This is a genomic window from Arthrobacter sp. Alg241-R88 (genome assembly GCF_900537115.1).
GTDB lineage: Bacteria > Actinomycetota > Actinomycetes > Actinomycetales > Micrococcaceae > Arthrobacter.
Window position 1 is genome coordinate 277966 of sequence record NZ_UNRG01000002.1, and the last position, 23019, is coordinate 300984.

The 23019-nt window shown below is 63.2% G+C and carries 19 protein-coding genes and 1 pseudogene; 10 read left to right on the forward strand and 10 right to left on the reverse strand.

Going from position 1 to position 23019, the window contains the following annotated elements; translation table 11 throughout:
- Positions 1-11 precede the first annotated feature (11 nt).
- Positions 12-1655 carry an ABC transporter substrate-binding protein gene (locus G6R19_RS06080; RefSeq protein ID WP_163163338.1) on the reverse strand — a complete coding sequence of 548 codons (1644 nt, stop codon included), beginning with the start codon at positions 1653-1655 and terminating at the stop codon, positions 12-14.
- Between the two features lie 196 nt (positions 1656-1851).
- Here G6R19_RS06080 and G6R19_RS06085 point away from each other — a divergent pair, with 196 nt between their 5' ends.
- A complete protein-coding gene (locus tag G6R19_RS06085) occupies positions 1852-2745 on the forward strand; it encodes a DUF4862 family protein (protein WP_163163340.1) in 894 nt (297 codons plus the stop codon).
- A gap of 76 nt (positions 2746-2821) precedes the next feature.
- On the opposite strand, the gene G6R19_RS06090 is transcribed toward G6R19_RS06085, so the two are convergent.
- Entirely contained in the window at positions 2822-4288 is a 1467-nt protein-coding gene (locus tag G6R19_RS06090) for a sialidase family protein (protein WP_240341778.1), read from the reverse strand.
- A gap of 393 nt (positions 4289-4681) precedes the next feature.
- On the opposite strand from G6R19_RS06090, the gene G6R19_RS06095 reads away from it, so the two are divergent.
- The gene (locus G6R19_RS06095; RefSeq protein WP_163163342.1) at positions 4682-7630 is read left to right on the forward strand and encodes an exo-alpha-sialidase; all 2949 of its coding nucleotides are present in this window, start codon (positions 4682-4684) and stop codon (positions 7628-7630) included.
- 515 nt (positions 7631-8145) lie between these two features.
- Here the strand turns inward: G6R19_RS06095 and G6R19_RS06100 are convergent.
- Together G6R19_RS06100 and G6R19_RS06105 are read right to left on the reverse strand one after the other, a co-directional pair.
- Positions 8146-8778 carry a dihydrofolate reductase family protein gene (locus tag G6R19_RS06100; protein WP_163163344.1) on the reverse strand — a complete coding sequence of 211 codons (633 nt, stop codon included), beginning with the start codon at positions 8776-8778 and terminating at the stop codon, positions 8146-8148.
- A gap of 153 nt (positions 8779-8931) precedes the next feature.
- Positions 8932-9522 carry a dihydrofolate reductase family protein gene (locus tag G6R19_RS06105; protein WP_163163346.1) on the reverse strand — a complete coding sequence of 197 codons (591 nt, stop codon included), beginning with the start codon at positions 9520-9522 and terminating at the stop codon, positions 8932-8934.
- A 729-nt stretch (positions 9523-10251) separates the two neighbouring features.
- Between G6R19_RS06105 and G6R19_RS06110 the strand changes: the two genes are divergently transcribed.
- The 3 genes from G6R19_RS06110 to G6R19_RS06120 all read left to right on the forward strand — a co-directional run bounded on the left by G6R19_RS06110 (position 10252) and on the right by G6R19_RS06120 (position 12603).
- Entirely contained in the window at positions 10252-10485 is a 234-nt protein-coding gene (locus G6R19_RS06110) for a hypothetical protein (protein WP_205484265.1), read from the forward strand.
- Positions 10486-10517: 32 nt separating this feature from the next.
- Complete coding sequence (locus G6R19_RS06115) at positions 10518-11684, forward strand: cupin domain-containing protein (RefSeq protein WP_163164120.1); 1167 nt, start codon at positions 10518-10520, stop codon at positions 11682-11684.
- A gap of 64 nt (positions 11685-11748) precedes the next feature.
- Entirely contained in the window at positions 11749-12603 is an 855-nt protein-coding gene (locus G6R19_RS06120; RefSeq protein ID WP_240341779.1) for a sucrase ferredoxin, read from the forward strand.
- A 110-nt stretch (positions 12604-12713) separates the two neighbouring features.
- Here the strand turns inward: G6R19_RS06120 and G6R19_RS06125 are convergent, their stop codons facing one another.
- Positions 12714-13427 carry a hypothetical protein gene (locus G6R19_RS06125; RefSeq protein ID WP_205484267.1) on the reverse strand — a complete coding sequence of 238 codons (714 nt, stop codon included), beginning with the start codon at positions 13425-13427 and terminating at the stop codon, positions 12714-12716.
- A gap of 181 nt (positions 13428-13608) precedes the next feature.
- Positions 13609-13986: a hypothetical protein gene (locus tag G6R19_RS20200; RefSeq protein WP_205484269.1), complete on the reverse strand. Its 378-nt coding sequence runs from the start codon at positions 13984-13986 to the stop codon at positions 13609-13611.
- A gap of 308 nt (positions 13987-14294) precedes the next feature.
- Here G6R19_RS20200 and G6R19_RS06130 point away from each other — a divergent pair, with 308 nt between their 5' ends.
- Positions 14295-14993, forward strand: a complete 699-nt coding sequence (locus G6R19_RS06130) for an HNH endonuclease family protein (protein WP_163164122.1) — start codon at positions 14295-14297, stop codon at positions 14991-14993.
- A gap of 111 nt (positions 14994-15104) precedes the next feature.
- On the opposite strand, the pseudogene G6R19_RS20360 reads toward G6R19_RS06130, so the two are convergent.
- Positions 15105-15230: pseudogene (locus G6R19_RS20360) on the reverse strand (AAA family ATPase); the annotation flags it as partial.
- 192 nt (positions 15231-15422) lie between these two features.
- Complete coding sequence (locus G6R19_RS06140) at positions 15423-16124, reverse strand: GntR family transcriptional regulator (protein WP_163163352.1); 702 nt, start codon at positions 16122-16124, stop codon at positions 15423-15425.
- A gap of 214 nt (positions 16125-16338) precedes the next feature.
- On the opposite strand from G6R19_RS06140, the gene G6R19_RS06145 reads away from it, so the two are divergent.
- The 4 genes from G6R19_RS06145 (at position 16339) to G6R19_RS06160 (ending at position 21160) form a co-directional block, all read left to right on the forward strand.
- Positions 16339-17505, forward strand: a complete 1167-nt coding sequence (locus tag G6R19_RS06145) for a mandelate racemase/muconate lactonizing enzyme family protein (protein ID WP_163163354.1) — start codon at positions 16339-16341, stop codon at positions 17503-17505.
- A gap of 93 nt (positions 17506-17598) precedes the next feature.
- Complete coding sequence (locus tag G6R19_RS06150) at positions 17599-18975, forward strand: cation:dicarboxylase symporter family transporter (RefSeq protein ID WP_205484271.1); 1377 nt, start codon at positions 17599-17601, stop codon at positions 18973-18975.
- Between the two features lie 124 nt (positions 18976-19099).
- Positions 19100-20047: a phosphoglycerate dehydrogenase gene (locus G6R19_RS06155; RefSeq protein WP_163163356.1), complete on the forward strand. Its 948-nt coding sequence runs from the start codon at positions 19100-19102 to the stop codon at positions 20045-20047.
- 33 nt (positions 20048-20080) lie between these two features.
- Complete coding sequence (locus tag G6R19_RS06160) at positions 20081-21160, forward strand: tartrate dehydrogenase (RefSeq protein WP_163163358.1); 1080 nt, start codon at positions 20081-20083, stop codon at positions 21158-21160.
- A gap of 103 nt (positions 21161-21263) precedes the next feature.
- Here G6R19_RS06160 and G6R19_RS06165 read toward each other — a convergent pair whose 3' ends face one another.
- Positions 21264-22031, reverse strand: coding sequence for an SDR family oxidoreductase (locus G6R19_RS06165; RefSeq protein WP_163163360.1), 768 nt, complete (start codon positions 22029-22031; stop codon positions 21264-21266).
- A gap of 93 nt (positions 22032-22124) precedes the next feature.
- Entirely contained in the window at positions 22125-22961 is an 837-nt protein-coding gene (locus tag G6R19_RS06170; protein ID WP_163164124.1) for an aldo/keto reductase, read from the reverse strand.
- Positions 22962-23019: the final 58 nt, after the last annotated feature.

The window sequence follows — 23019 nt, forward strand, 5'->3', positions numbered from 1 at the left end:
GGTTGCTATGGCTAGGAGGTGCGGCCCACACCAACGAAGGAAACTCCGGTGGTGGGCAGGGGCTTGAAGCCGCTGAGCTTCTCGGAATCCCAGGCGCTGGGAAGCTGGCGGTGGAACAGCGGGTACAGCGGGACCTCTTCTGAGACCAGGTCCACGATCTCGCCGGTGAGCTTCTTGGCGTCATCCTTCGAGGCCTGACCGGCCTTGGACATCAGGTCCACGAGCTGGGCCCGTTCGGGTGTCTCGCCCCAGAAGGCGCGGTTCTTCATCCAGGTGTCGCCGGCGTAGAACCAGCTCAGGAGCAGGTCCGCGTCGTTGCCGAAGACCGACGGGTCACCGGGCGCTGCGACCACTGTGTAGTCGCCCTTGGCGACGCGATCCGTGTACAGGGCACCGGACTGGAGGTTCTTCAGTGTCACCTTGACGCCCGGAATCTTGTTCCACGACTCAAGCATCAGGGGAGCAACATCCTTGACCCAGGCGGTGTCCGTGGTGAGGAGTTCAAATTCGAGGCTGGTGACGCCGGCTTCCTTGAGCAGTTCCTCGGCCTTTTTCGCGTCGTAGCCGTAGACGTTCTTGGCCTTGACGTAATCCGGGTGGCCCTCCTGGAAGTAGGAGCTGGCCGGTTTGGCGTTGCCGAACAGGGCCTTCTTGATGATGGAGTCCTTGTCCAGGCCGTAGTGCAGGGCCTGGCGGACGAGCTTGTTGTTGAAGGGCGCTGCGTTGCAGTTGAACATCATGAAGAGCAGCCCGAAGGACTGTACTGATTCAACGGTGGCCTTGGACTTCAGGCCTTCCATGTCCAGGTAGGGGACATCCTCGATGGCCTGGACGCGGCCGGACTGCATGGCGGTGACGCGGGCCGCGGCATCCGAGAGCAGCAGCCAGGTCATGCCCTTGGCCAGGGCCGGCATCGGTCCGGTGTAGGCGTCGTTGGCCTCGAAGATGATCTTGTCATCCTTGACGGCGGAGATGAGCTTGTAGGGGCCGGTTCCGACAGGCTTGGCGTCGAAGGACTTGAGCTGTTCCGAGCCGGCGGGGAAGTTGGTCAGGGCCTTGGGGACCACCTTGACCACGGAGATGCGGGGTCCGAAGCCGGGGAACGCGTACTTGAGGTTGAACTCCACGGTCTTGGCATCCAATGCCTTAACGTCCTGGATGAACGGGATGAACTGCGAGAACAAAGACTTGTTGGCGGGGTCCATCACGCGGGTGAAGGAGAAGACAACGTCCTCGGCGGTTACAGGCGTGCCGTCGTGGAAGACGGCACCGTCGCGGATGGCCACCTGGTAGGTGGTGTCATTGACCATCTTCGGGTCGGCGGCGGCCAACGCGTTGTACGGCTCACGGGTTGCCGGGTGGAGCTCGATCAGGCCCTCGAAGATATGCAGGTTCGCCGCCATCGGGGTGGCGCCGGAGGAGGAGATGGGGTCGAAGCCGGTGGACAAGGCGTAGGAGATGCCGGCCTCGATGGTGAGGTCCTTGTTGATCGGCGAGGTGTTCGTGGTGGCGCCGGACGTCGTGGTGGCCGGGGCGCCGCAGGCGGCAAGGGTGGTGGTGAATGCTGCGGCGACACCCATGGCGCCGGTCAGCTTGAGGAAGTTCCGGCGGCTGGCATCTTTGACCAGCGGCAGGTTCTTGGAGGAGATGTTCATAAAAGCCTCGCCATTCCAGAAGGTTTATCGGATGTAGGACATCCGAGCTCGTGATAAAACTGTAAGTCCGATCACAGCCGGGGGTCAAGTGGCGGTTCTTCGTCAGGGGGCGCGTAAGGGAAGCCAGTCAACCCCCGTGCCCCGGTTCCGTCACCTGGCGCTTGCCTCCGCCAGCCGTCGTCAAAAGGAGTTCGACATGTCCCTGATTGTGGGTGCGTATCCTGCCGTGCCGGAAGCGCCGCAGCAGCAGCTGTTTTACCAAGCGCTCGGGCGTGTTCCGTCCATCCGGGGGTTGGAGCTCCCTTACGGCCTGGCCGGCGGCAGTCCGTGGCCGGCCGGGGCTCCGGAAAACTGGTCCGCGGTGGTGACCGCCATTCCCGGAACCATGCAGCGCCTGAACCAGGACAAGACGTTCGGCCTGGCTTCCACCCACAGCCAGGGCAGGTTGAGGGCGCTGGAGTTTGTGTCAGGACTGCGGGAATACGTCCGGCGACTCGCCGTGGAAGGGCATTTTGTGGAAGCGGTGGAACTGCATTCCGCCCCTCATCTGTCCTCCTCTGCCACGGCCCTCGAGGAGTCCTTCATGGAACTGCTTGACTGGGATTGGGGCGGTGCGCGTTTGCTGATCGAGCATTGCGATGCTCCCCGTCCGGGTAGCAACCCGGAAAAGGGGTTCCTGACCCTCAGGGAGGAAGTGGATGTCATCGCCTCCCTCCGTGAGCAGGGGTGGGACCATACGGGAATCGTCGTGAACTGGGCCCGGTCGGTCATTGAAACGGAGAATCCTGACACTGCCGTGGACCACCTGTCACAGGCCCGGCAAGCCGGCACCCTGGCCGGACTGATGTTCTCCGGCTGCTCACCCACGGAAACCGAATTCGGCTACCCCTGGATCGACGCCCATCTTCCCGCCGCTGAGGTCACAGGCGCCCCGCCGAGCTCGCTGCTGAACGCTAGCGAAATCCAGCGCTGCCTCCACGCAGCCGGCCCGGTTTCCCTGACCGGCTTCAAGATTGGGCTATCCCGGCACGGGCTGTCTGCCGGGGAGCGTGTCGCCCGGCTGCAGCAGATGTGCGAGCTGATCGAATAAGCATCGCTGGAGCCCGGCACTGCCAAGGGCCGGTCGCAGCAGCCGGGCGCGCCCGTTCTGGCCATCCCTTATCCATTTATGGTGAGGACGAATCCTCGACGCTGACCTCTCCGGTCGCGATGTTGAAGCGGAAGGCCCGGGACCATTGGTGGAGGGATCCGTTCTGTTTTGCTTCGAGCGTGTAGATGACGTCGAATGCCGGTTGCTCTGCGTCCTCTTCAGTGACTGTGTAGGCAGGGGTGAAGTAAAGGGCCTGCTCACCTGGGGAAAGGTCGGTTACGGGGAAGGCGTCGGAGCCCGGGCCGGTAAGCCGCACCCCGTAAGCGGCCTCGGTCCCGTCGTTCCTTGCCCGTCCAGTGAGGGCAATGATGTCCCCGCCTTTGTAGCCCGGCAGGACAGGACCGTAGTTCAGGTCCTGCGCCTCGCGGGTGCCGAGGACCTGGACCTGGTCCGGTGAATAGCCTTGGCCGATCTCCTTCCAGGTCCCGGCGCCCCAGCCGCTCCCGTCCGTGGCCAGGACATGGGACTCCCCGGCGTTCTGCCACACTTCGGGCAGGCCCGGCGTGATGGACCGCAACTCCATGTCAAAGGAAAGACCCGGCCCCGCCGGAGGCGCTCCATCACCAGCTGCCGCCGGTGTCCGCGCGGCAAGCTGATCGGTCACCTGCTTCGGAGGTATGGAGACAAAAACTATTTCCCGGTATCCCTGGCGCTCGTACAGGACGCCAATGTTGCCGTCGGGCAGGCGCGTCGCCGTCGAATAGGCGGAACTGCCCGCACACAGGACCAGCTTCGCCGGCCACGTAGCCCCATTGTCGGGGGAGAGGCTCAGCACGGTGTTCCGGCGCAGATCGGTGTCGTGGTTGTTGGTCGCCAACAGCCACTGGTCCGTCATCGTCGAGGCCAGGTTCGTCACTGTGGGCAGGCCGTCGAACCGGGCAAGGGAGCCGTTGTCGCTGGGGTCCGGCAGGTCGCCGACGGGAACCAGGGTGCTCCAGCTGTGGCCGCCGTCGTACGAGAAGGCGGCAAGCCGCCGCGGAGTGGCGCGGCTGTGCAGGAGCAGCCGGCCATCAACTAACGCGGCCACCTTGTTCTCATTTGGCGCGGCGCCGCCGGGCGCCGCATCAATGAGTTCTCCCAGGGTCCAGTTGTCCCCGTGGTCGTCACTGTAGGCCGAGGCCGCCATGATCCTGCCGCCGCGGAGCACCACGAACTGCTGGACGAGACGGCCCTGGTACGGTCCAGTGTGGATCTGGATGCCCTGCCCCGCGGACGCGAAAATGCCGGTAATCTCCCGGGCGGCGGAACTGCTGCCCTTCAATTGGTCGGTGATGCGCCGGTGCTGCCACGTCAGGCCGTCGTCGTCGGAAAAGCTGAGGTCGCAGTGCTGGATGAACTCGTCGTCCGGGTCCAGCCCGGTAGTGGATTCAAAAAAGCCGGCCCGTGTGCCGGCGGCGTGGAAGAGGAAGATCCGGCCCGTTTCGGCATCCACCAGCAGGCTTGGATCCCCATAGCCCTGCAGCCCTGAGCCGGTACGCGCCACCTGCTGGGGGCCCCAAGTTTTACCGTTGTCCAGGCTCGGCGGAGCAGCAAATCGATGGGGCTGGGCAGGTCATCAAGGTTTGGCCGCCCGTCATACGCCGCCAACAGTGTGCCTCTAACGGTGACCGCTAAGGCGGGAATGCGGTACTGCCGGTAACCGCCGTACCCCCGGACGGCCAGGACTTGCTCAACGGACGGGTGGGCAACGGCTAAGGAATCGGAAACATAGGATGTCACATCTTCAGTGTAATCAGCTCTGGCTTTGTGACAGCGGACACCCTATGGTTTGTAGGACGTCGTATGTGAAGGAGCAGCAGAAGCTGTGTGGCCTGCGCCGACGTCTCCATGAAGAGCCGCACAGCGGCGTCCAGAAAGGGCAATGGATTTGCGAGATATGACAAGACGCAGCAGAGAACGATCGATAGGCCGGGCAGCGGGAGCCGGTGCACTGGCACTGGCTCTGCTGGCCGGAAGCGGGATTGCCGCCCAGGCGGCCCCCATCCCGTCCAACAGTCCAACCGCCCCTCCGGGCTCCTTCCAGGAAATGAACCTGGCAGCGGACAGGACAGCGGACAACTTCTTTTACCGCATTCCGGCCCTGACGTACCTGGGCAACGGGGTGGTCCTGGCCGCATGGGATGGCAGGCCCGGCAGCGCCGCCGACGCCCCCAACCCCAACTCCATTGTCCAGCGGCGCAGCACGGACGGCGGCCGGACCTGGGGGCCTGTGCAGGTCATCGCCGCCGGGCACGTGGCTGACGCGACCGGCCCCAAGTTCGGCTACAGCGACCCGTCCTACATCCACGACGCCGAGGCTGGCAAGGTCTTCGCCTTCTTCGTCTACTCCAAGGACCAGGGTTTCGGCGGAAGCCAGTTCGGCAACAACGATGCCGACCGTAACGTCATTTCCTCCGCCGTCATCGAATCCGCCGACGGCGGCATCACCTGGAGCGAGCCCCGGCTCATCACTGACGTCACCAAGCCCGGCACCAGCAAGACCAGCCCGGTGGCCGGTGATGTCCGCTCCAACTTCGCCTCCTCCGGCGAAGGGATCCAGCTCAAATACGGCCCGCACAAGGGCAGGCTGATCCAGCAGTACGCGGGGGACATCCGCCAGGCAGACGGCACCAACAGGATCCAGGCTTACAGCGTCTACTCCGATGACCATGGTGCAACGTGGCAAAAGGGCGCCAACGTGGGCGACCGCATGGACGAAAACAAGACCGTGGAACTCTCCGACGGGCGGGTGCTGCTGAACTCCCGGGACAACGCCAACCAGGGCTACCGCAAGTTCGCGTACTCCACCGACGGCGGAGCCACCTACGGTGCGGTCACCCAGGACACCGAACTGCCGGACCCGGCCAACAACGGCGCCATCGCCCGGATGTATCCGTCCGCGGCGCAGGGATCCGCCGACGCGAAGAAGCTCATCTTCACCAACTCAAACTCAAAGACAGCCCGGGAAAACGTCTCGGCCCGTATCTCCTGCGACGACGGCGCCACCTGGCCCGGCGTGCGCACCATCCGCCCCGGCTTCTCCGCCTACTCCACCGTGAGCCGACTGGAAGACGGCAAATTCGGTGTCCTGTACGAGGCCAACTACACCGACAACATGCAGTTCACCACCTTCGACGACGCCTGGCTCAACTACGCCTGCGCCCCGCTGTCCGTTCCCGCCGTCACCACGACGCCCGGCGCAACCCAGCAGGTGCCCGTGACGGTCACAAACCAGGAAGCCGGCACGCTCTCCGGTGCCACCGCCACGGTCTATACCCCCAGCGGCTGGACCGCCAGCACCGTACCTGTGCCCGACGTCGCACCCGGCGCCGCAGCCACTGTCAACGTCGCCTTGACCGCTCCCGCCAACGCCAGCGGCCCACAAAGCCTCAATGCTGCCTTCACAACGGCGGACGGCCGGGTCTCGCAGTACACCTTTACCGCCACCGTGCCGGTCGCACCGCAGGTGGGACTTGCCATCACCGGATCAGCCCCAACCCGGGACGTTACTGCGAGCCCGTACAAGGCCGGCGACGTGCTCAGCTACACCTTCAACGTCAAGAGCACGGCGAACGTTACCGCGAACTCGGTACCGGTCTCCGGCTCCTTCAACGCCGGCTTCCTCCCGCCGTCGGCCCCGAACTGCCGGTACAACAACCTGGCTGCCGGGGCGTCCTATACCTGCACCACGGCAAAGCACACCGTAACGGCGGAAGACATGGCCCGTGGCTACTTCCTCCCCGAAGCCGTGTTCGCCGTGACCGCCAGCGCGACGCCCAGCCTGACCAAGTCTGTCGCCTTCACCGGCCCTGCGGTGCCGCTGCGCGACGGCCTGCTCGCGGTGGACATCAAGGGCAGCCGCATCGACAGCGGCCGGGACCTGGCAGCCCAGCCCTACGTGCCGGGTGAGGCCTTCCCCTACAAGTTCGATGTCACCAACACCAGCCCGCTGACAGAAAAGGTCGTTCCCACGGCCGGGAATTTCAGCCCCTTCGTCCCCGAAGGACCCGGTAACTGCCGCTACAGCGCCCTGCCCGCTAGCCAAAGCTACACCTGCTCCACCCCCCGCCACAGTGTCACCGCGGAAGAGGCCGAACAGGGATTCTTCGTTCCCAGCAGCACCTGGGAAATTAGCGCCACCGGGCAGACTGCCAGGACCTACTCTGTTGATGGTGGCGAGGTGGATCTGAAGGTCCGCGACGCAAAACTCGAAGGCACTGTCGCCGCCGAATGGAAAGACAGTGACGGCGACCGGTACGCCTCCCCAGGGGACATTGTCAGTTACACCTACACCCTCGGTAACGCCGGTAACGTCCTGTTGACCGGTATCAGTGCACCGCAAGCGGGCATCAGACAAGAACGGCTCGCCGCGGGCGACAGCATCACCTCCACCCGCGACCACGTGCTGACCGCTGCGGACATCACCGCGGGCAGCATTGGCCCCGTGACGTTTGAGGCCAGCGCAGTCAACGGATCCAGAAAGGTTTCCGCCGTTATGACCGGCGGTGGAACTGAGCTAAACGTCCAGCCCGCTCAGCCTGTAACAGTTCCGGCACTGACCGTTCAGGAACTCGACGGGCAAACCGCGCCGTCCGACTTGGGAACCAGCGACAAGTACCGCAACGGCCAAAAAGTAAGCCTCAAGGGCCTTGAGTACGGGCAGTGGTACTACGTCTACCTCAACAAGCACGGCTACCGCATCGGCTGGATCTTCCCCACCACGGATGACACCGTCGAATTCATCCTGCCCTCAGACGTCCAAAACGGCCGTGACGACGTGGTGGTCCTAAATAAGGACGGCAAGCAGGTCTCTTTTGACCGCCTGCAGGTCACCCCCAAGGGATAACAGGCGGCGAATGCAAGCTTCGCCGAAGCTTGGAACGGTCGATGGGCTCCTATCGGCCGTTCCAACGCTGGGTACAGCCGTATCGTGGCATAAATACACCGATGGGCGGCGAGTCCTTTGTTTTCTGCGGCGACATGGTTGCCCTCCCGCAACGAGACGGCACAAATAAACCGCCGATATTCGAGATGCATCTAGCCAATCGGACAAGAGAACCCAAAAAGTGGGGCGTGCACAATGTCCACACCCCTGGCCATTGAGTAGCTCTTACCGCCCTCGGTTCCCTCCGGTCTCCACATGTTTTGGCGCCTCCCAGCGTTTGCAAGGCCACGAATGCAGTTCGAGTTTCACCTCGGGCACAGTGTTTCCGCAGATCAGAGGGGTTTCTGCTTTGAATTACGCAGTCACCGCGCCCCTATAATTGTGACGTGCCACTGCGGCGTAGCCGCACCTTGATAAGGGAGTGTTCTAGAACGACATCGAGCACTTCACTTTCGCTCGCTGACTTCCGTTCAGGGTTATGTGTTGGCCCAACTCTCGGCAGCTACGCCGTACTCGGGCCGGCCTGCGAACCGGTATTTCTGGATAACGAGGCCGCGGGACGTAGCGGATGAGTCGAGCAGCTGGAGCTTGTGGTCCGGGCCGGACTCGGGGAATAACCGTTTGCCCTGACCGATGACCACGGGATAGACAGTCAGGTCCAGTTGGTCCACTAGATCGTTGGCAAGCAGCCAGCGGACAAGGGAGAGGCTGCCGGGAACAACCAATTCACCCTCGCCGTCCTCCTTCAGCTTCATAATCTGTGATCCAATATCCCCAGTCAGGACAGTCGTCGGTTCCCACTCCGGATCGGACAGCGTGGATGACACCACGTACTTTGGGCGGCCGTTCAGCGCCGCAGCGACCGGATCTCCCGCCGGGTCGGCCATCCCCGAACCCCAGGAACCGGCGAAAACCTCGTACGTCCACTTGCCGAACAGGAACGCGGTGGCATTCCCGTATACCTCGTTGAGGTAGTGGCGGGACTCGGGGTCCAGCAGCGGACCAGCCCAACCGCCGCGTTCGAAGCCGCCCCGACGATCCTCATCGGGTCCGCCAAGGCCTTGCATCACGCCATCAACGCTGATGTTCATCGTGACCTTCAATTCCATGTCCTGCTCACTTTCTCCGGCGATAGGTACAGGTGTGGCATGTAGACCAGTTCTGGTGCCGCGTCCGTTTAGGAGCGTGGACTCGACCACTCCGATAAGGAAGCGGCCCTCTGAGGATTGCGAGGAGAGCCCCCACGGCCAAAGGATGTTCCGTTAGTGACGGTCCACACTTGTGGCCCGGATTCCGTACACCAGCTCAACCAGTCCCTGGTCATACACTGTTGCGCTCTGAAGGTTCAGCACGTTTGGGTCCTGCCCGGAAGGAAACACGCCACGGCCGGCGCCTATGGCGATCGGCATCACCACCAGCCTCACCGAGTCCACGACGCCCGCGGCCAGGAATGTCTCTGCCAGGGTAAGACTGCCCCAGACGACGATAGCGCCGTCGGTCGCACTCTTGATCCGCCTGATCGCCTCAACGGCGTCGCCGGACTCGATGGCAGCCTCTGCCATATCTCCCCATGGCGCCCTCACCAGGTGGCGGGAGAAAACAACACGGCGGAGCCCGTTGAGTGACGGCGCGATGATTTCGTTTTTAGAGGCCGGGGTTGGCCAGTACTCGGCAAACTCCCGGTAAGTGTTTGCCCCTAGGACCATCACGTCCACGTTCTTTAGCCACTCCTGTTGACTATGGTCGAATTCAGTGGTGCCCCCGTCCAGCAATTCGTAGAAGGTGAACTCGTTGTTGGCATCGGCGGCGAAACCGTCAGCGCTGACGAATTCCTGAACAATCAGGTGCCCCATTGCTTGCTCCTAGCTCCCGTGACGTCGTGGACTCTACGCCAGTCCCCGCACCCATCAACCCTCAAACCATCCATCAGATAGGCAATCTTCGCCTGCGACCGCACGCGGGGAGGTTTCACTACCTGTCGCGATCCTCAGTGGCTTCCTCACCGTTTACATGGGCTGGTTGAAGGCCGGCAACGGATTCAGACCGCAATTCTCTTGGGTGCCGTGGGCCTTCATCATCAATGGCGTGGTGCAGCGGGCTGGCCGTCCGGGGTGACCAGTGTGGCCTGGCTCCTGATGCGCCAGGGCACTGGGCGCAGAGCAAGATGTCCGCGGGCACTTTCCGAAACGCCGAAGCTGGCCGGCACTGCTGGTCGTGCCGTAGTTGACACTCGCCGGATGACCCGGTGGCGGTGTCGAGCCTATAGCCGAAATGACGCCTCTGAAGCTGCTCAATCTTGCAGGCAGCAGTGTTTCCCGGCGCCGGTGCGCCCTGGATTCAATCTCGTAAAGGGGACGGGATGGCTGTGCCGGCCGGCCAATAGGACTGTTCCAGTTCTGAATAAAAAGAAGGTTGTTCCCAGGGCTGGTCTGTGCCGTTAGGGTGATCACGGGCGGTGCCGTTGGATCGCCCGGTTGGGTGATCAGTGCCGGTATCGGAGCTGATCCTAGCGATTCGATTCTCGGGAGGAAACATGACCAGTCCAGAGCAGGATCCAAGCCAGCAGGAAGGCCCCGCGGACGGTGGCGCGGCTGGTGTCCCTGGCATGCATGACGGGGGTGCCGACGGAGGAGCTGACAGCGGGGCAGACGGAGGCGCCGACGGTGGAGCCGATGGCGGTGCTGACAGTGGAGCTGATGGCGGTGCCGATGGTGGAGCTGACAGCGGTGCCGACGGTGGTGCCGATGGCGGAGCTGACAGCGGTGCCGATGGCGGAGCTGATGGGGGAGCCGCAGAACGGGGCATCTAGATTTTGAGCACCACCCGCACGGAACAGGACCCCGACGCCTTGGAAAGCGACGGGGTGCTGGAGACACGCCTGATTAACATTGGCCGTGAGAGGTTCGCCGGCGACGTCTGGGGACACACGGCGCTGCTCACACGTGTTGCAAGCGACTTCTCCGATCTCTTCTCTGCCGAGGCCGTCGACGAACTGGTCTCGCGTCGTGGACTGCGCACACCTTTTCTCCGCGTCGCCAAGGGCGGCACCACATTTCCCGACTCATCATTCACCTCACCCGCCGGCGTCGGTGCCACCATCTCTGACCAGCTCGACGACACAGCGCTCTGGCGCAAATTCGCGGACGGTGCCACGCTCGTGCTGCAGGCACTGCACCGCACCTGGGAGCCTGTCTCGGACTTCAGCAGCAAGCTGAGCACTGAGCTCGGACATCCCGTGCAGGCCAATGCCTACATCACGCCGCCTCAAAACAGGGGTTTCGACGATCACTACGACGTGCACGACGTCTTCGTCCTGCAGATCGAGGGGACAAAGCGCTGGATCATCCATGAGCCGGTTCATACGGATCCGTTGCGTGACCAACCCTGGACCGACCGCCGCTCCGCCGTGGCGGAGGCCGCGAAAGGCGAGGCCTATATCGACACGGTGCTAGAGCCAGGGGATGTCCTCTACCTGCCGCGCGGCTGGTTGCATGCCGCCCAGGCGCAGGGCGAGGTCTCCATCCACCTCACGCTGGGAATCCACAGCTGGACCCGCTACGCATTGGCCGAACAGCTCGCGCAGGCCGCGCTTGCAGCGCTGTGCGACGATCCCGAGATGCGCAGTACGTTGCCCTTGGGCGTGGACGGGCCAAACGGGGAGATCGACGCCGTCCGTGGGCGATTGGCGGCCGCCCTTGCTGAGGCTGATACCACCGCCCTGTTCCACCGCACCAGGCGAGGACAGGGACGCCCTGCCCCGCTGGGACCGTTGGCCCAGCTCGCCGCCGTCGACGGCCTAAGCCCCGAGTCCGCGGTGCGGCTTCGCGATGCACTGGAAGCACGGCTGGAGGGTCGGCGCCTGACCACGCGCGTGGGTTGGCTCGACTTCCCCGAGGCCGATCTGCCGTCTGTGGTGTGCGCGCTGGACGGGGAGATTCACGCCGCCGGTGATCTCGGCGTCGAACTCGTTGAAAGACTACTGCGCGCGGGGGTCCTCGTTCCCGTTGAACAGTGATTTAACCAATAACTTGCCCCCAGCGGCCGCCAAGGAGCGATTCTTCTGTTCTGAAGGCGCACGGTTGCGCGGCGACCCCCTTGCCGGCACGGCGTCGCATGGTGTCGTCTGGGTCCTCATTGAGTACCGGGGCGGGTGGCCGCTCAATGGCTTCGATGGGCTTGATCTCGAGCCTGGGACCAAAGCTATCGTGCTCTCCGCCGCCAAGGCGGCACGGGCGCGGGTGCTGCTGGTGAGGCGGCCCGGCCCCCGCCGGCGTGAGGGTGAGAACCATTGGGGTGTGCTGCACCATGGGAACTCCGGTGCCTATCGTCAGCAATGGGGAACGTGGAGCCGGGATGAGGATCTGGCGGAGATTGCCACGGCCCTCGGCACCGCGGGAGAGCTCGGCCATCCGCCCGTCATTCTGGTGTGCACCCACAGTCAACGTGACCAATGCTGTGCCGTATGGGGACGGCCTGTGGGACGTGCGCTGAGTGAGCGCTGGCCGGAGCTGGTGTGGGAATGCTCGCATGTAGGCGGTGACAGGTTCGCAGGCAATGTCGTTGTCGCGCCCGACGGCGTGTACTACGGGAATCTGAGCGCTGAGGCGTCCGTGGCCACGATCGAAGAACACCTCGCCGGCCGTATCCGCGCGGAGTATTTGCGCGGCTACACAGACCTCTTCCCAGCACAGCAGGCCGCTGTCGCGGCCACGCTCGCACGTTTCGGCCCCGCGGGCCGGCATGACTACGTGGTCGCGGCGACCTCCCGCGATGGCGATTACTGGCGGATCCGCATCGCCGGCAGCCCGCCTCACCCGGCCCGTCTCGACGTCGAAATGCAGGCCCGCCACGCCCCGCCGCGCCAACTGACCTGCCGCGGGCCGGCAATGAGCTCGGCCGTGGTCTACGAGCTCATTTCGATCCGCGCAGTCTAGAAGGACGGGTTTACCGAAGGCAGTTCGTTTGCACTCATCGCCGCGCCAAGAACCACGCGGGTGCCAGCCGGGCCAAAAGCAACTGCCACGGCTGGCACCCTAAGTCAGGTTTAGCCGGGGATATTGTCCACAATGATGGGGTACTTGAACACGCCAGTGTTCTCCTTGGTGGACGAGTCCTTTTGGTGCGTGAAAATGGTCACGAAATGCACACCGTCCGTGAGTTTGGTCGTATCGATGGTCCACACGACATTACGGGGGCCATGACAGGTGCCTTTGACGGTAGGAGCGCAGGCTGTGGTGCCGCTGCCAAGGACAAGTCCGGTGGAAGGCGGATCCGCATGAAGCTTCGGATCCACTGACACCATCCAACCGGTGATGTTCTTGCTCACTCCATCGGTGGTTGTCTCGTGCGAGGCGATAAAGGAGTAATTACCCTTGACCGGCGCGTAAGGCAGCGTTGGCGAGTAGGAAGACGTGCTGGACTTCAGCCGGGCATAAGCGTACGCGGTGTTGGTGTGCCAGCCGTAGCCGTTCGTGTCGTGGCGGTTATAGTGGTCCAGCGTCTTGCCGTGCTGGATATTGGCCATGTAACGGATGGCCGGGCGCACCGTCCCGTCAGCAACCTTTATCTCAAACCGGTTCTGCACCTGCTGCCACCCCGTCTTATCGGCTGTGCCAACGTCGAAGGAAGTAGTCACCCAAAAGATGCCAGGTCCCCTGAACTTGGTGGAGTCTGTGTTGTAGAAGGTGGCCTTCTCGCCGCAGGCAGAACAGCTGTCGGTTGCGACCTCTTGCGTCAGCCGGTGCAGGTAACCGTTCATGCCGTGCAGGTCGATCCGCCAGTGGGCCGTAAGTACCGTGCCACCAGTCCTGACGGTCTGATCAGCAGGCAGGCATGCCCCCAGGTGGGCGTGAGTCTTATGGTCCGACCACCACGACTGTGCTTCAAGGAAAGTCCGTGGCTCAGAGTACATGCCAGTACCAAGGCCTGCGGCCCCCGGGTCATCCGCCGGCGCGCCGATACATCGATATCCGGCCGCTTGGGCCGGACTGACCGGGCCAAGGAAGACGGCCACCAGCAACGCCCCGATCAGGGCAGACAAGATCTTTCGAATTTTCCGAATCATGTGATCTTTCCCCTACAGCTTGAAGATGCGATTGGAACGCGTCCCACGCTATGGTTACGTCGCCGCCATTCGGGGTAATTTGTGCCGTGTCGATCCAAAGCATGAACCGCTGCGCCGTGGCCATAACGTCCGCGCCGTTATTGAAGCTGTTGTTGAGGTTGTCCAGGAGCACATCGACCTGTTGATCCGTCCGTCGAGCGGAACCACGAGGACTTACTAAATTCTTTGAGCCCGCCGAAGCAGGTACGCTCATGCGCCACAGGGTTGCGCGAGGGAGCGACCGTCTGACGCTTCCCACCGCATGCTGGGGGCAAGGCAAGATTGATGTCACAGAATGGCCGCCGCGAACTGAAGCAAGCCGCCCGACGAGACTCCCAGCCCAGTACTAAGAATTGCCCCAGCGATTGACACTAGAAGGGAGCTTCACGAGGACCAAGGGAGTCGCAGGCTGTGAGGGGCGCCACGAGTGGGCCTGTCTGTAGCAGGCGGCGTTGGACGTTAGCGTGGAAGAGCCCGCTGCAACAGAAGGACCCTAAGATCATCCGATTCTCCACCCGGACCCTGACCGCTGCCGCCTCCCTTCTACTGGCTGGCTCCCTCACCGGTTGTGACGCTGCCGCCAACGCCCTTGAGGTCCTCGAGTCGGCTCCACGCAATGCAGCCGATGCGCCAGCCCCGGCAGACCCGTCCTTTGCCTTTGAGGCCGCCAGCGCCCTTGCCCAATTGGAGAGCATTCCCGTGAAGGGTCGCGCCCCAAAGACCGGCTATACCCGTGACGAGTTTGGACCGGCCTGGGCGGACACGGACCGCAACGGCTGCGACACCCGTAATGACATCCTCGCCCGAGACTTGACGAGCGAGACGTTCAAGCCCGGCACCAACAACTGTGTGGTCATGACCGGAACCCTGGCCGATAAGTACACCGGCACCACGATTACCTTCACCCGCGGCCAAGACACCAGCTCCGACGTCCAGATCGACCACATCGTTCCCCTCAGCGACGCCTGGCAAAAGGGCGCACAGCAGCTCAACCCTGACCAGCGCAAGGAACTCGCCAATGACCCGCTGAATCTCATGGCCGCCGACGGCCCGACAAACGGTGCCAAAGGTGACAAAGATGCAGCTACATGGCTTCCGCCGAACAAAGCTTTCCGATGCGAATACGTCGCTCGCCAAACTGTAGTCAAGGCCAAATACAGCCTCTGGGTCACTCAAGCCGAGCACGACGCCATCGCCGGCCTTCTCAAGGGCTGCACATAGGCTCATCGGCGGGGGCGAGGCGATTCTGGCGCGCAGCCGCGAAGTGACATAGATGTGCTTTTCCCGGCGGGGACGGTAGGTGCGTTCGCCTGGCAGCAATTGTGGATCCGGTCAGGCCAGCCAGCGCCACCGACGTGGCTGCTCCGGTTCCTGAGTTGGTTCCGGTTGCGGCTCCTCGCCCAAGGGCAGCGCGGCCTGGACGATGTCGTCCGCGGTGAGCGTCATGACGGTCTCCCGCCAGCCAACGTGGGTCCTCGCGCGAATGTCGCGCGAGGCACTGCCTACAAAGGACCGCTGATGAGACCAGTTTGGGATGCAAAAAGAGACGCGCATCCAGCTGTGTCTCGGGCTAGTAGCTGATGTGGGACAGGCGCCGGCAGGGGTTGCCGGCTTTCCTGACCACCGAAGGGGATCCGTCGGCGCAGGATACTAAGCGGATTTCTCCGAGTTTGCCGACTGGACGTTCTCGCTTTCCTCAAGGGCTCCGGTTACCGAGGCTGTGAGGCTGTTGGCAATGTGGGTTCGTGCGAGTTCGGCTGCGCCGGGACCATCGCCGGAGGCTACAAGCTCAAGAATTTGGTGGTGTTGGTTCAGGTCTATGGTTCGTGGTTCATCACCGGAGGGAAGTTCCAGGCCAAGGCGGCGGTAGCGATCGGACTTGTCCCACAGGTCATCCAGGAGCTTGATCATGCTGGCATTGTGGGAGGCGGCGTAGACGGCCCGGTGGAATTCACGGTGTGCTGTGATAGCGTCCTCGCCCCAGACCTTGGTGACCGGCAGTAGTTTCTCCGCTGCATTTCGCATGGCGACGATGTCAGCTTCGGTCCGGCGGTGTGCCGCCAACTCGGTCGCTGACGGCTCCAGCGAGAGGCGGACTTCAAGCAGTTCGCGGGCCTCCGAAGCGCTCACGTCAGCCACACGGGAGTCCCGGTGAGTATCCATGATGATCAGGCCCTCGCTTGAGAGCCGGCGGATTGCTTCACGCAGGGGAGTGATGCTCATCTGCATCTTGTCGGCCAGTTCGTACTGGGAGACCCGTGAGCCGGGGGCAAGGCCGCCGGAGAGGATCAGCTGGCGGAGTTCGCCGTAAGCCAGACTCCCCTTACTGGAAAAGACGTTCGTGGTGCTCATCCAACGCTCCGAGTTTCTTGCTAATCGCCGCCGTCGTACTGTCCAGAACATCTTATAAGAAATCCCCTCCCAAGACTTGTGCGTCGCGTCACTCGCCGCTAACCTTGATCGCAGGTCTTATAAGATATTCGCAAGGAAGGGCTTCGGCCCCTTCCATCTCGGGCTAACCTAGGCTCAGGTCTTATAAGAAATAAGATCAACAGGAGATTCAAAGATGAAAATCGTTTCCGCCCACGTTGGCACCATTCCCATCAGCTCGTCGATCCGGAACGCCTTCATTGACTTCACCAAGATGGACTGCACCATCATCGCGCTCGTCTCCGATGTGTTCGTTGACGGCAAGCCCCTCGTTGGTTACGGGTTCAACTCCAACGGCCGCTACAACGCCACGGGCATCCTGAGAGACCGCATCCTTCCGCGCATCATGGATGCCCCATCCGAAGACCTTCTCGACGAGGACGGCCAGCTTTCGCCGGAAAAGGCGTGGGACCTGATGATGTCCAACGAAAAGCCCGGCGGCCACGGTGAACGCTCCGTCGCCGTCGGCGTGGCCGACATGGCTCTGCACGACCTTGCCGCCAAGATCGCCGGCGTCCCGCTGTACCGCTGGATCTCGGACCACTACGGTGACGGCAACCCGGACAAGGACGTCTTCGTCTACGCCGCTGGCGGTTACTACGCGCCGGGCAAGAGCCTTGAGGACCTGCAGAACGAAATGCGTGGCTTCCTGGCAAAGGGCTACGACGTGGTCAAAATGAAGATCGGCGGTGCGGACCTCGCCGAAGACCTTCGCCGCATCGAAGCCGTGATCGAGGTCCTCGACGGCGACGGTTCCCGCCTGATGGTGGACGTCAACGGCAAGTTTGACCTGCAGACGGCACTTGAATACGGCAAAGCCATCGATCAGTATGGGCTGTTCTGGTACGAGGAAGTCGGCGACCCGCTGGACTACGCCCTGAACGCCACCCTCTCCGAGCACTACAAAAATCCGATCGCAACCGGCGAGAACCTGTTCTCCCTCCAGGATGCCCGGAACCTGATCCGCTATGGCGGGATGCGCCCGGACCGGGACTTCATCCAGGTTGACCCGGCCCTGAGCTACGGCCTGACTGAATACCGCCGGATCCAGGACATGCTGGCCCAGCACGGCTGGTCCTCCCGCCGCTGCATCCCGCACGGCGGACACCAGTTCTCGCTGCACATCGCAGCAGCCCTCAAGCTCGGCGGAAACGAATCCTACCCGGGCGAGTTCCAGCCCACCGGCGGCTTCACCGACGACGCTGTCATCGTCAACAGCCGCGTGGCCCCGGGCGACCTCCCGGGCATCGGGCTTGAAGGTAAGGCCGAGTTCTACAAGGTCCTGCGCGACCTGCACAGCTAACCACTCGGGTAGTGCCCCGGTCCCGGGCAGTATCACTGCCCGGGACCGCACCTCTCAAATTTTCTCTGTCTGTCGTGCAAAGGAGCACCCAAGATGTCGTCCCACACCATGCAGAACCCGCAACATTCCGCCCACCCGCCCAAACAGCGATCCCGGTTCGGCCGGTTGATGCGCGAACTCTGGTTTCAAGTCGTTCTGGGTGCAGTCCTGGGCATCGCCGTCGGCTTCCTCCTCCCCGAAGTCGGCAAACAGCTCACCCCGCTCAGCGACTGGTTCATCGCCCTGGTGAAGATGATCGTCATTCCGGTGGTGTTCTGCGTTGTTTCCCTTGGCATCGCATCCATGGACAGCCTGCGCAAGGCCGGCCGCATCGGGGTGAAGGCACTGGGCTACTTCCTGGCCCTGTCCCTGCTGTCGATGCTCATCGGCCTCGTTGTCGCCAACGTTTTCCGTCCGGGCGATGGCATGAACATCGACCCGTCCCAGCTGGACTCCAGTAAAGTCCCGGCAAAGGCGAGTGAAGGCTTTGACGGCATCGAGTTCGTCAACAACATCATCCCCGAATCGCTGTTTGGCGCCCTGACCGGCCACACGATCATCGCCGCCCTGATGGTCTCCATCATCTTCGGCGCCGCGATGAATGTCTCCGGTGAAGCAGGCGCCTTCCTGACCAAGGGCATCCAGGCCCTGTCCACGGTTATCTTCAAAATCGTCAACTGGGTCATGCGGCTTGCCCCCATCGGCACCTTCGGCGCATTGGCCGCCGTGGTGGCCAACTACGGCACCCAAAGCCTGCAGCAACTGGGCTACCTCGTCCTGCTGTTCACCGGAACCTGCATCGCCTACGTCCTCGTGGTCTTGGGCGTCATCGCCCGTGCCACCGGGCTGAACATCTTCACAGTGATGCGCTACTTCAAGGCCGAACTGCTGATCGCCCTGAGCACCTGTTCCAGCGAAGCGGTCCTTCCGCAGCTAATCAAGAAGCTCGAAGCCATGGGCGTCGGCAAATCCACCGTCGGCATCGTCATCCCCTCCGGGTTCTCCTTCAACCTCGACGGCTCCGCCGTCTACCTCACCATGGCCTCGGTATTCCTGGCCCAGGCCGTCGGCATGGACCTGTCCTGGGAACAGCAGCTGGTCATGGTAGGCGTCATGATGCTCACCAGCAAGGGCACCGCTGGAATCGCAGGTGGCGCGTTCATCGTCCTGGCCAGCACCCTGAGCTCCGTCGGCGGCATACCGCTGGCTGCCCTGGCCCTCATCGTCGGCATCGACCGGCTCCTGAACGAAGGCCGAGTGTTCATCAACGTCCTCGGCAACGTGATGGCAGCAGTCGTCGTCGGAAAGTGGGAAAAGGACTACGACCCCGAACAAGCCCGCAGGGTCCTGCACGCGGCAGGCCAGAAAAAGAACGACATCGAGTCAAAGACACCCACCACTGTGGAGTCAGACAAAGTAGACGTCCACTAACACCGCATCTGGCAGGGCCGCCGCGCACACCGTGGCGGCCCTGCCCGCGTGAACTAAAACCCCAAGCCGCTAATGACAGCGCACAGCGCATCATTCCCGGCGATCACATGAGGAACCCTGCACCATGGCTGCCCGCATCCTGATCACCACCGACTACCTCCACCCGGGAGATCCCGTGGACCAGCTCCTGCGCGAGCACGGCCTGGAACCGGTCTACTCGCCCTCCCGGGGGCCACGGACCCTTGAGGAAGGCCGCTCACTATTCGACGGCATATCCGGAGTTATCCTCGCCAGCGAACCGGTCACCGCCGACATGCTCGCACATGCCGCGTCGCTCAAAGTCATCGCCCGCAGCGGCGTGGGCTACGACTCAATCGACGTCCAAGCCGCCACAGAGCGAGGCATCAGGGTCTGCAACGCCCCAGGAACCAACCACCACTCCGTTGCCGAACTCACCATCGGACTGATCATCATGGCCGCACGCCGCCTCCCCGAGGTCACCCTCGCCGTCCGGCAAGGTCGCTGGCCCCGCGAAGCCGGCAGCGAACTGCGCGGCTCCACCCTCGGCATCATCGGCTACGGCCCCAGCGGACGCGCCACCGCAAACCTGGGCACCGCCCTGGGCATGACCGTCGTGGTCAGCACCGCCCACCCCGACCCTGATACCAGCGCCGTCCGGTTCGCCGACCTCGACACCGTCATCCGCGAGGCCGACTACCTCTCCCTGCACACCCGCGGAGGACGGTCCGGCGGCAAACTTATCGACGCGCCCCGGCTGCAAGCGATGAAATCCACAGCCGTCCTCATCAACACCGCCCGCGGCTCACTCCTGGACGAAAGGGCCCTGGCCAAAGCACTGTACGACGGCACCATCGCCGGGGCCGCGCTGGACGTGCTTGAGAGCGAACCGATGCCCTCGGACAGCCCCCTCCGGGGCCTGGACAACATCATCATCACCTCCCACCTCGCCGGACAAACCATTGAGGCACGGACCCGGGCGGGGTTGGCCGCGGCGCACGCCGTCATCGATGTCCTTGAAAACCGCGAACCGGCACATCCTGTCGACCGCTAATTCCAACCCCGAACAGCAAGAGAAGGATCACTGATGACGAAATCCCACCACATCGCCGTCATTCCCGGCGACGGAATCGGCACCGAAGTCGTACCCGAAGGACTACGCGTCCTGGACGCCGCAGCCTCAGCCTTCGACCTCAACCTCAAATACGAGCACTTCGACTACGCCTCCGCGGACTACTACACCCGGCACGGGAAGATGCTCCCCGACGGATGGTTCGACCAACTCAACCAGTTCCATTCCATCTTCTTCGGCGCCGTCGGATGGCCCGACGTCGTCCCTGACCACATTTCGCTGTGGGGCAGCCTTCTGCAGTTCCGCCGCCACTTCGACCAGTACGTCAGCCTCCGCCCCGTCAAACTCCTGCCCGGCGTGCCCAGCCCCCTGGCCGGCAGGGTCCCGGGGGATGTCGACTTCTACGTCGTGCGCGAGAACACCGAGGGCGAATATTCCAGCATCGGCGGGAAGATCTTCGAAGGCACCGACCGCGAAACCGTGGTCCAGGAAACCGTTATGACCCGGACCGGGGTGGACCGGATCCTCAAGTACGCCTTCGACCTGGCCCAGAGCAGGCCCAAGAAGCACCTGACATCCGCCACCAAGAGCAACGGCATCTCCATCACCATGCCCTACTGGGACGAACGCGTCCAGGCCATGTCCGCTGCTTACCCTGAGATCGACGTCGACAAATACCACATCGATATCCTGGCCGCTAACTTCGTCATGCACCCCGACTGGTTCGACGTCGTTGTAGCCAGCAACCTCTTCGGCGATATCCTCTCCGACCTCGGTCCCGCCTGCACCGGAACCATCGGCATCGCCCCCAGCGGCAACATCAACCCCGAACGCAAGTTCCCCAGCCTCTTTGAGCCCGTCCACGGCTCCGCCCCGGACATCGCCGGCAAAGGCATCGCCAACCCGATCGGACAAATCTGGTGCGCAGCAATGATGCTCGACCACCTCGGGGAGCCCAAAGCCGCAGCCGCCATCACCACCGCTATGGAAACAGTGCTGGCCCGTGGATCACAGGCCCTTACTCCGGACATGGGTGGCAAGTCCACCACGGAGAGCCTCGGCAAGGCAGTGGCTTCGGTTCTCACAGCACCATGATCGGGTCATTCGGCATGAATAGCCAGGTCTATGGCGCCTACGGAAGGCCGAAGCCGGCCTCGTCCTAAGAGCCCTTCCGGAGCTGGCCGTGCTCAGGCAAGAATTAGGTGCGGTTGGTAAAGGCTTCGAGGTCGGCGACGACGGACCCGGGTTCTGTGGCCAAGGGAAGGTTTTGCTGGTCCCGGACCCCGTCGATGCCCCCGCTGGGATCGCGGTCAAGGCGCCCGAACAGGGAATCACGGGAGGGCTGCTCGGGGCCGTGTTCGGCAACGAGTTCGAACGCGGTGTTGGCAGCGTCGTCAGAAGTCAGGCTGTCGATGAGGACGCGGGCGATCTGGTGTCGGGCGATGACCCCGTCGGAGGAGTTTCCGGCGTGGCGGGTGTCGCCCTGGAGCAGGGTGATCTGGAGTTGGTTTTTGTCGTTGTAATCGAACCAGCCCGGCCGCACGATGGTGTAGGGGTTGCCGCTGGCGCGGACCAGGCGTTCGCTGCGGCGTTTCCAGTCGTAGTAGTCGGCCCGTGCGGTGACCCCGATGGCGGTCATCAGGGCGATGCGCGCCCGCCGGCCGTGCAGGGCGGTGAGGATATTGCGGACGCCGGCGTAGTCGACGGCTTCGAGGTCGCTGCTTCCGTAGGGCGCGCCGTGGGTGAAGACGACGGCGTCCACACCGTCTACCGCGGCAGTGAGTGTTTCCGGGCGGGTGAGGTCACCGACGATTACCTGTGCACGGTCATCCAGGATGCGGGCCCACCGCTCGTTGCGCACCAGGGCCTGGGCTGTGTGGCCCTGCCGGAGGGCTTCAGTGATGGCGGGGCGGCCGACGCTGCCGGTGGCTCCCACAAAGAGGATGGTGAGTGCTTCTTGGGTCATGATCAGTTCCTGTTCTGGCGCCGGCGGCAACCGCCAGGTGCGAGCATCGCCGCGGCGTCAAGTCTGCGGGTTTTGGTCCCTTTTTCTTGCCGGTCAGGCTTCGGGGATGGTGAGGCCGAAGCTGTTGAAGTCGATCTGATCGGGATCCATGGTGTCGCCGATGTGCAGGGCATCGATGCGGGCCAGTTCGTCGGCGGTGAGTTCGAAGTCGAACACGTTGAAGTTCTCCGCAATCCGGTCCCGGTGCACCGACTTGGGGATGGCGGAACGGCCCTGCTGGATGTGCCAGCGGATCATGACCTGCGCTGTCGTCTTGCCATGCTCGTCTGCGATGCCCTGAATCGTCGAGTCGGTCAAAGGTGTGGTGGTGTCACCCCTGTAGTGCCGGATCCCGCCGATGGGTGACCATGCCTGCATGACGATTCCGTGGGCTTGGTTGGCAGCCCGGACGTCCGGCCGGATGTTGTATGGGTGCAGCTCAATCTGGTTCACCGCCGGCATGACGTCCGTTTCGCGCAGGAGCGCCTCGAGCCGGACCGGATTGAAGTTGCTGACGCCGATGGCCCGGACCGCACCGTCGGCGAGGAGCCGCTCGAGTGCCTTGTAGGCGAGGATTGTTTTGTCGAAGGTGTTGGGCTGGGCCTGGTGCAGGATCAGGAGGTCGATCTGGTCCACGCCGAGCTTCTTGGCGCTCTTCTCGAAGGCGTGGAGCGTGGTGTCGAAGCCGTAGTCACTGACCCAGACCTTCGTCTCCACGAAGACGTCTTCCCGGGGGACGCCGGAGCGGCGAAGGCCCTCCCCGACCTCGCGTTCGTTGCCGTAGGCCGCAGCCGTATCAATATGGCGGTACCCAACTTCGGTGGCAGCCTCGACGGCGGCGACGGTCTCGTCGGGAGGGGTTTGGTACACGCCCAGCCCGACCGAGGGCATAGTGACGCCGTTATTCAGGGTGATGAGTTCAACCACAGCAGGCTTCTCCTCGGTTTTA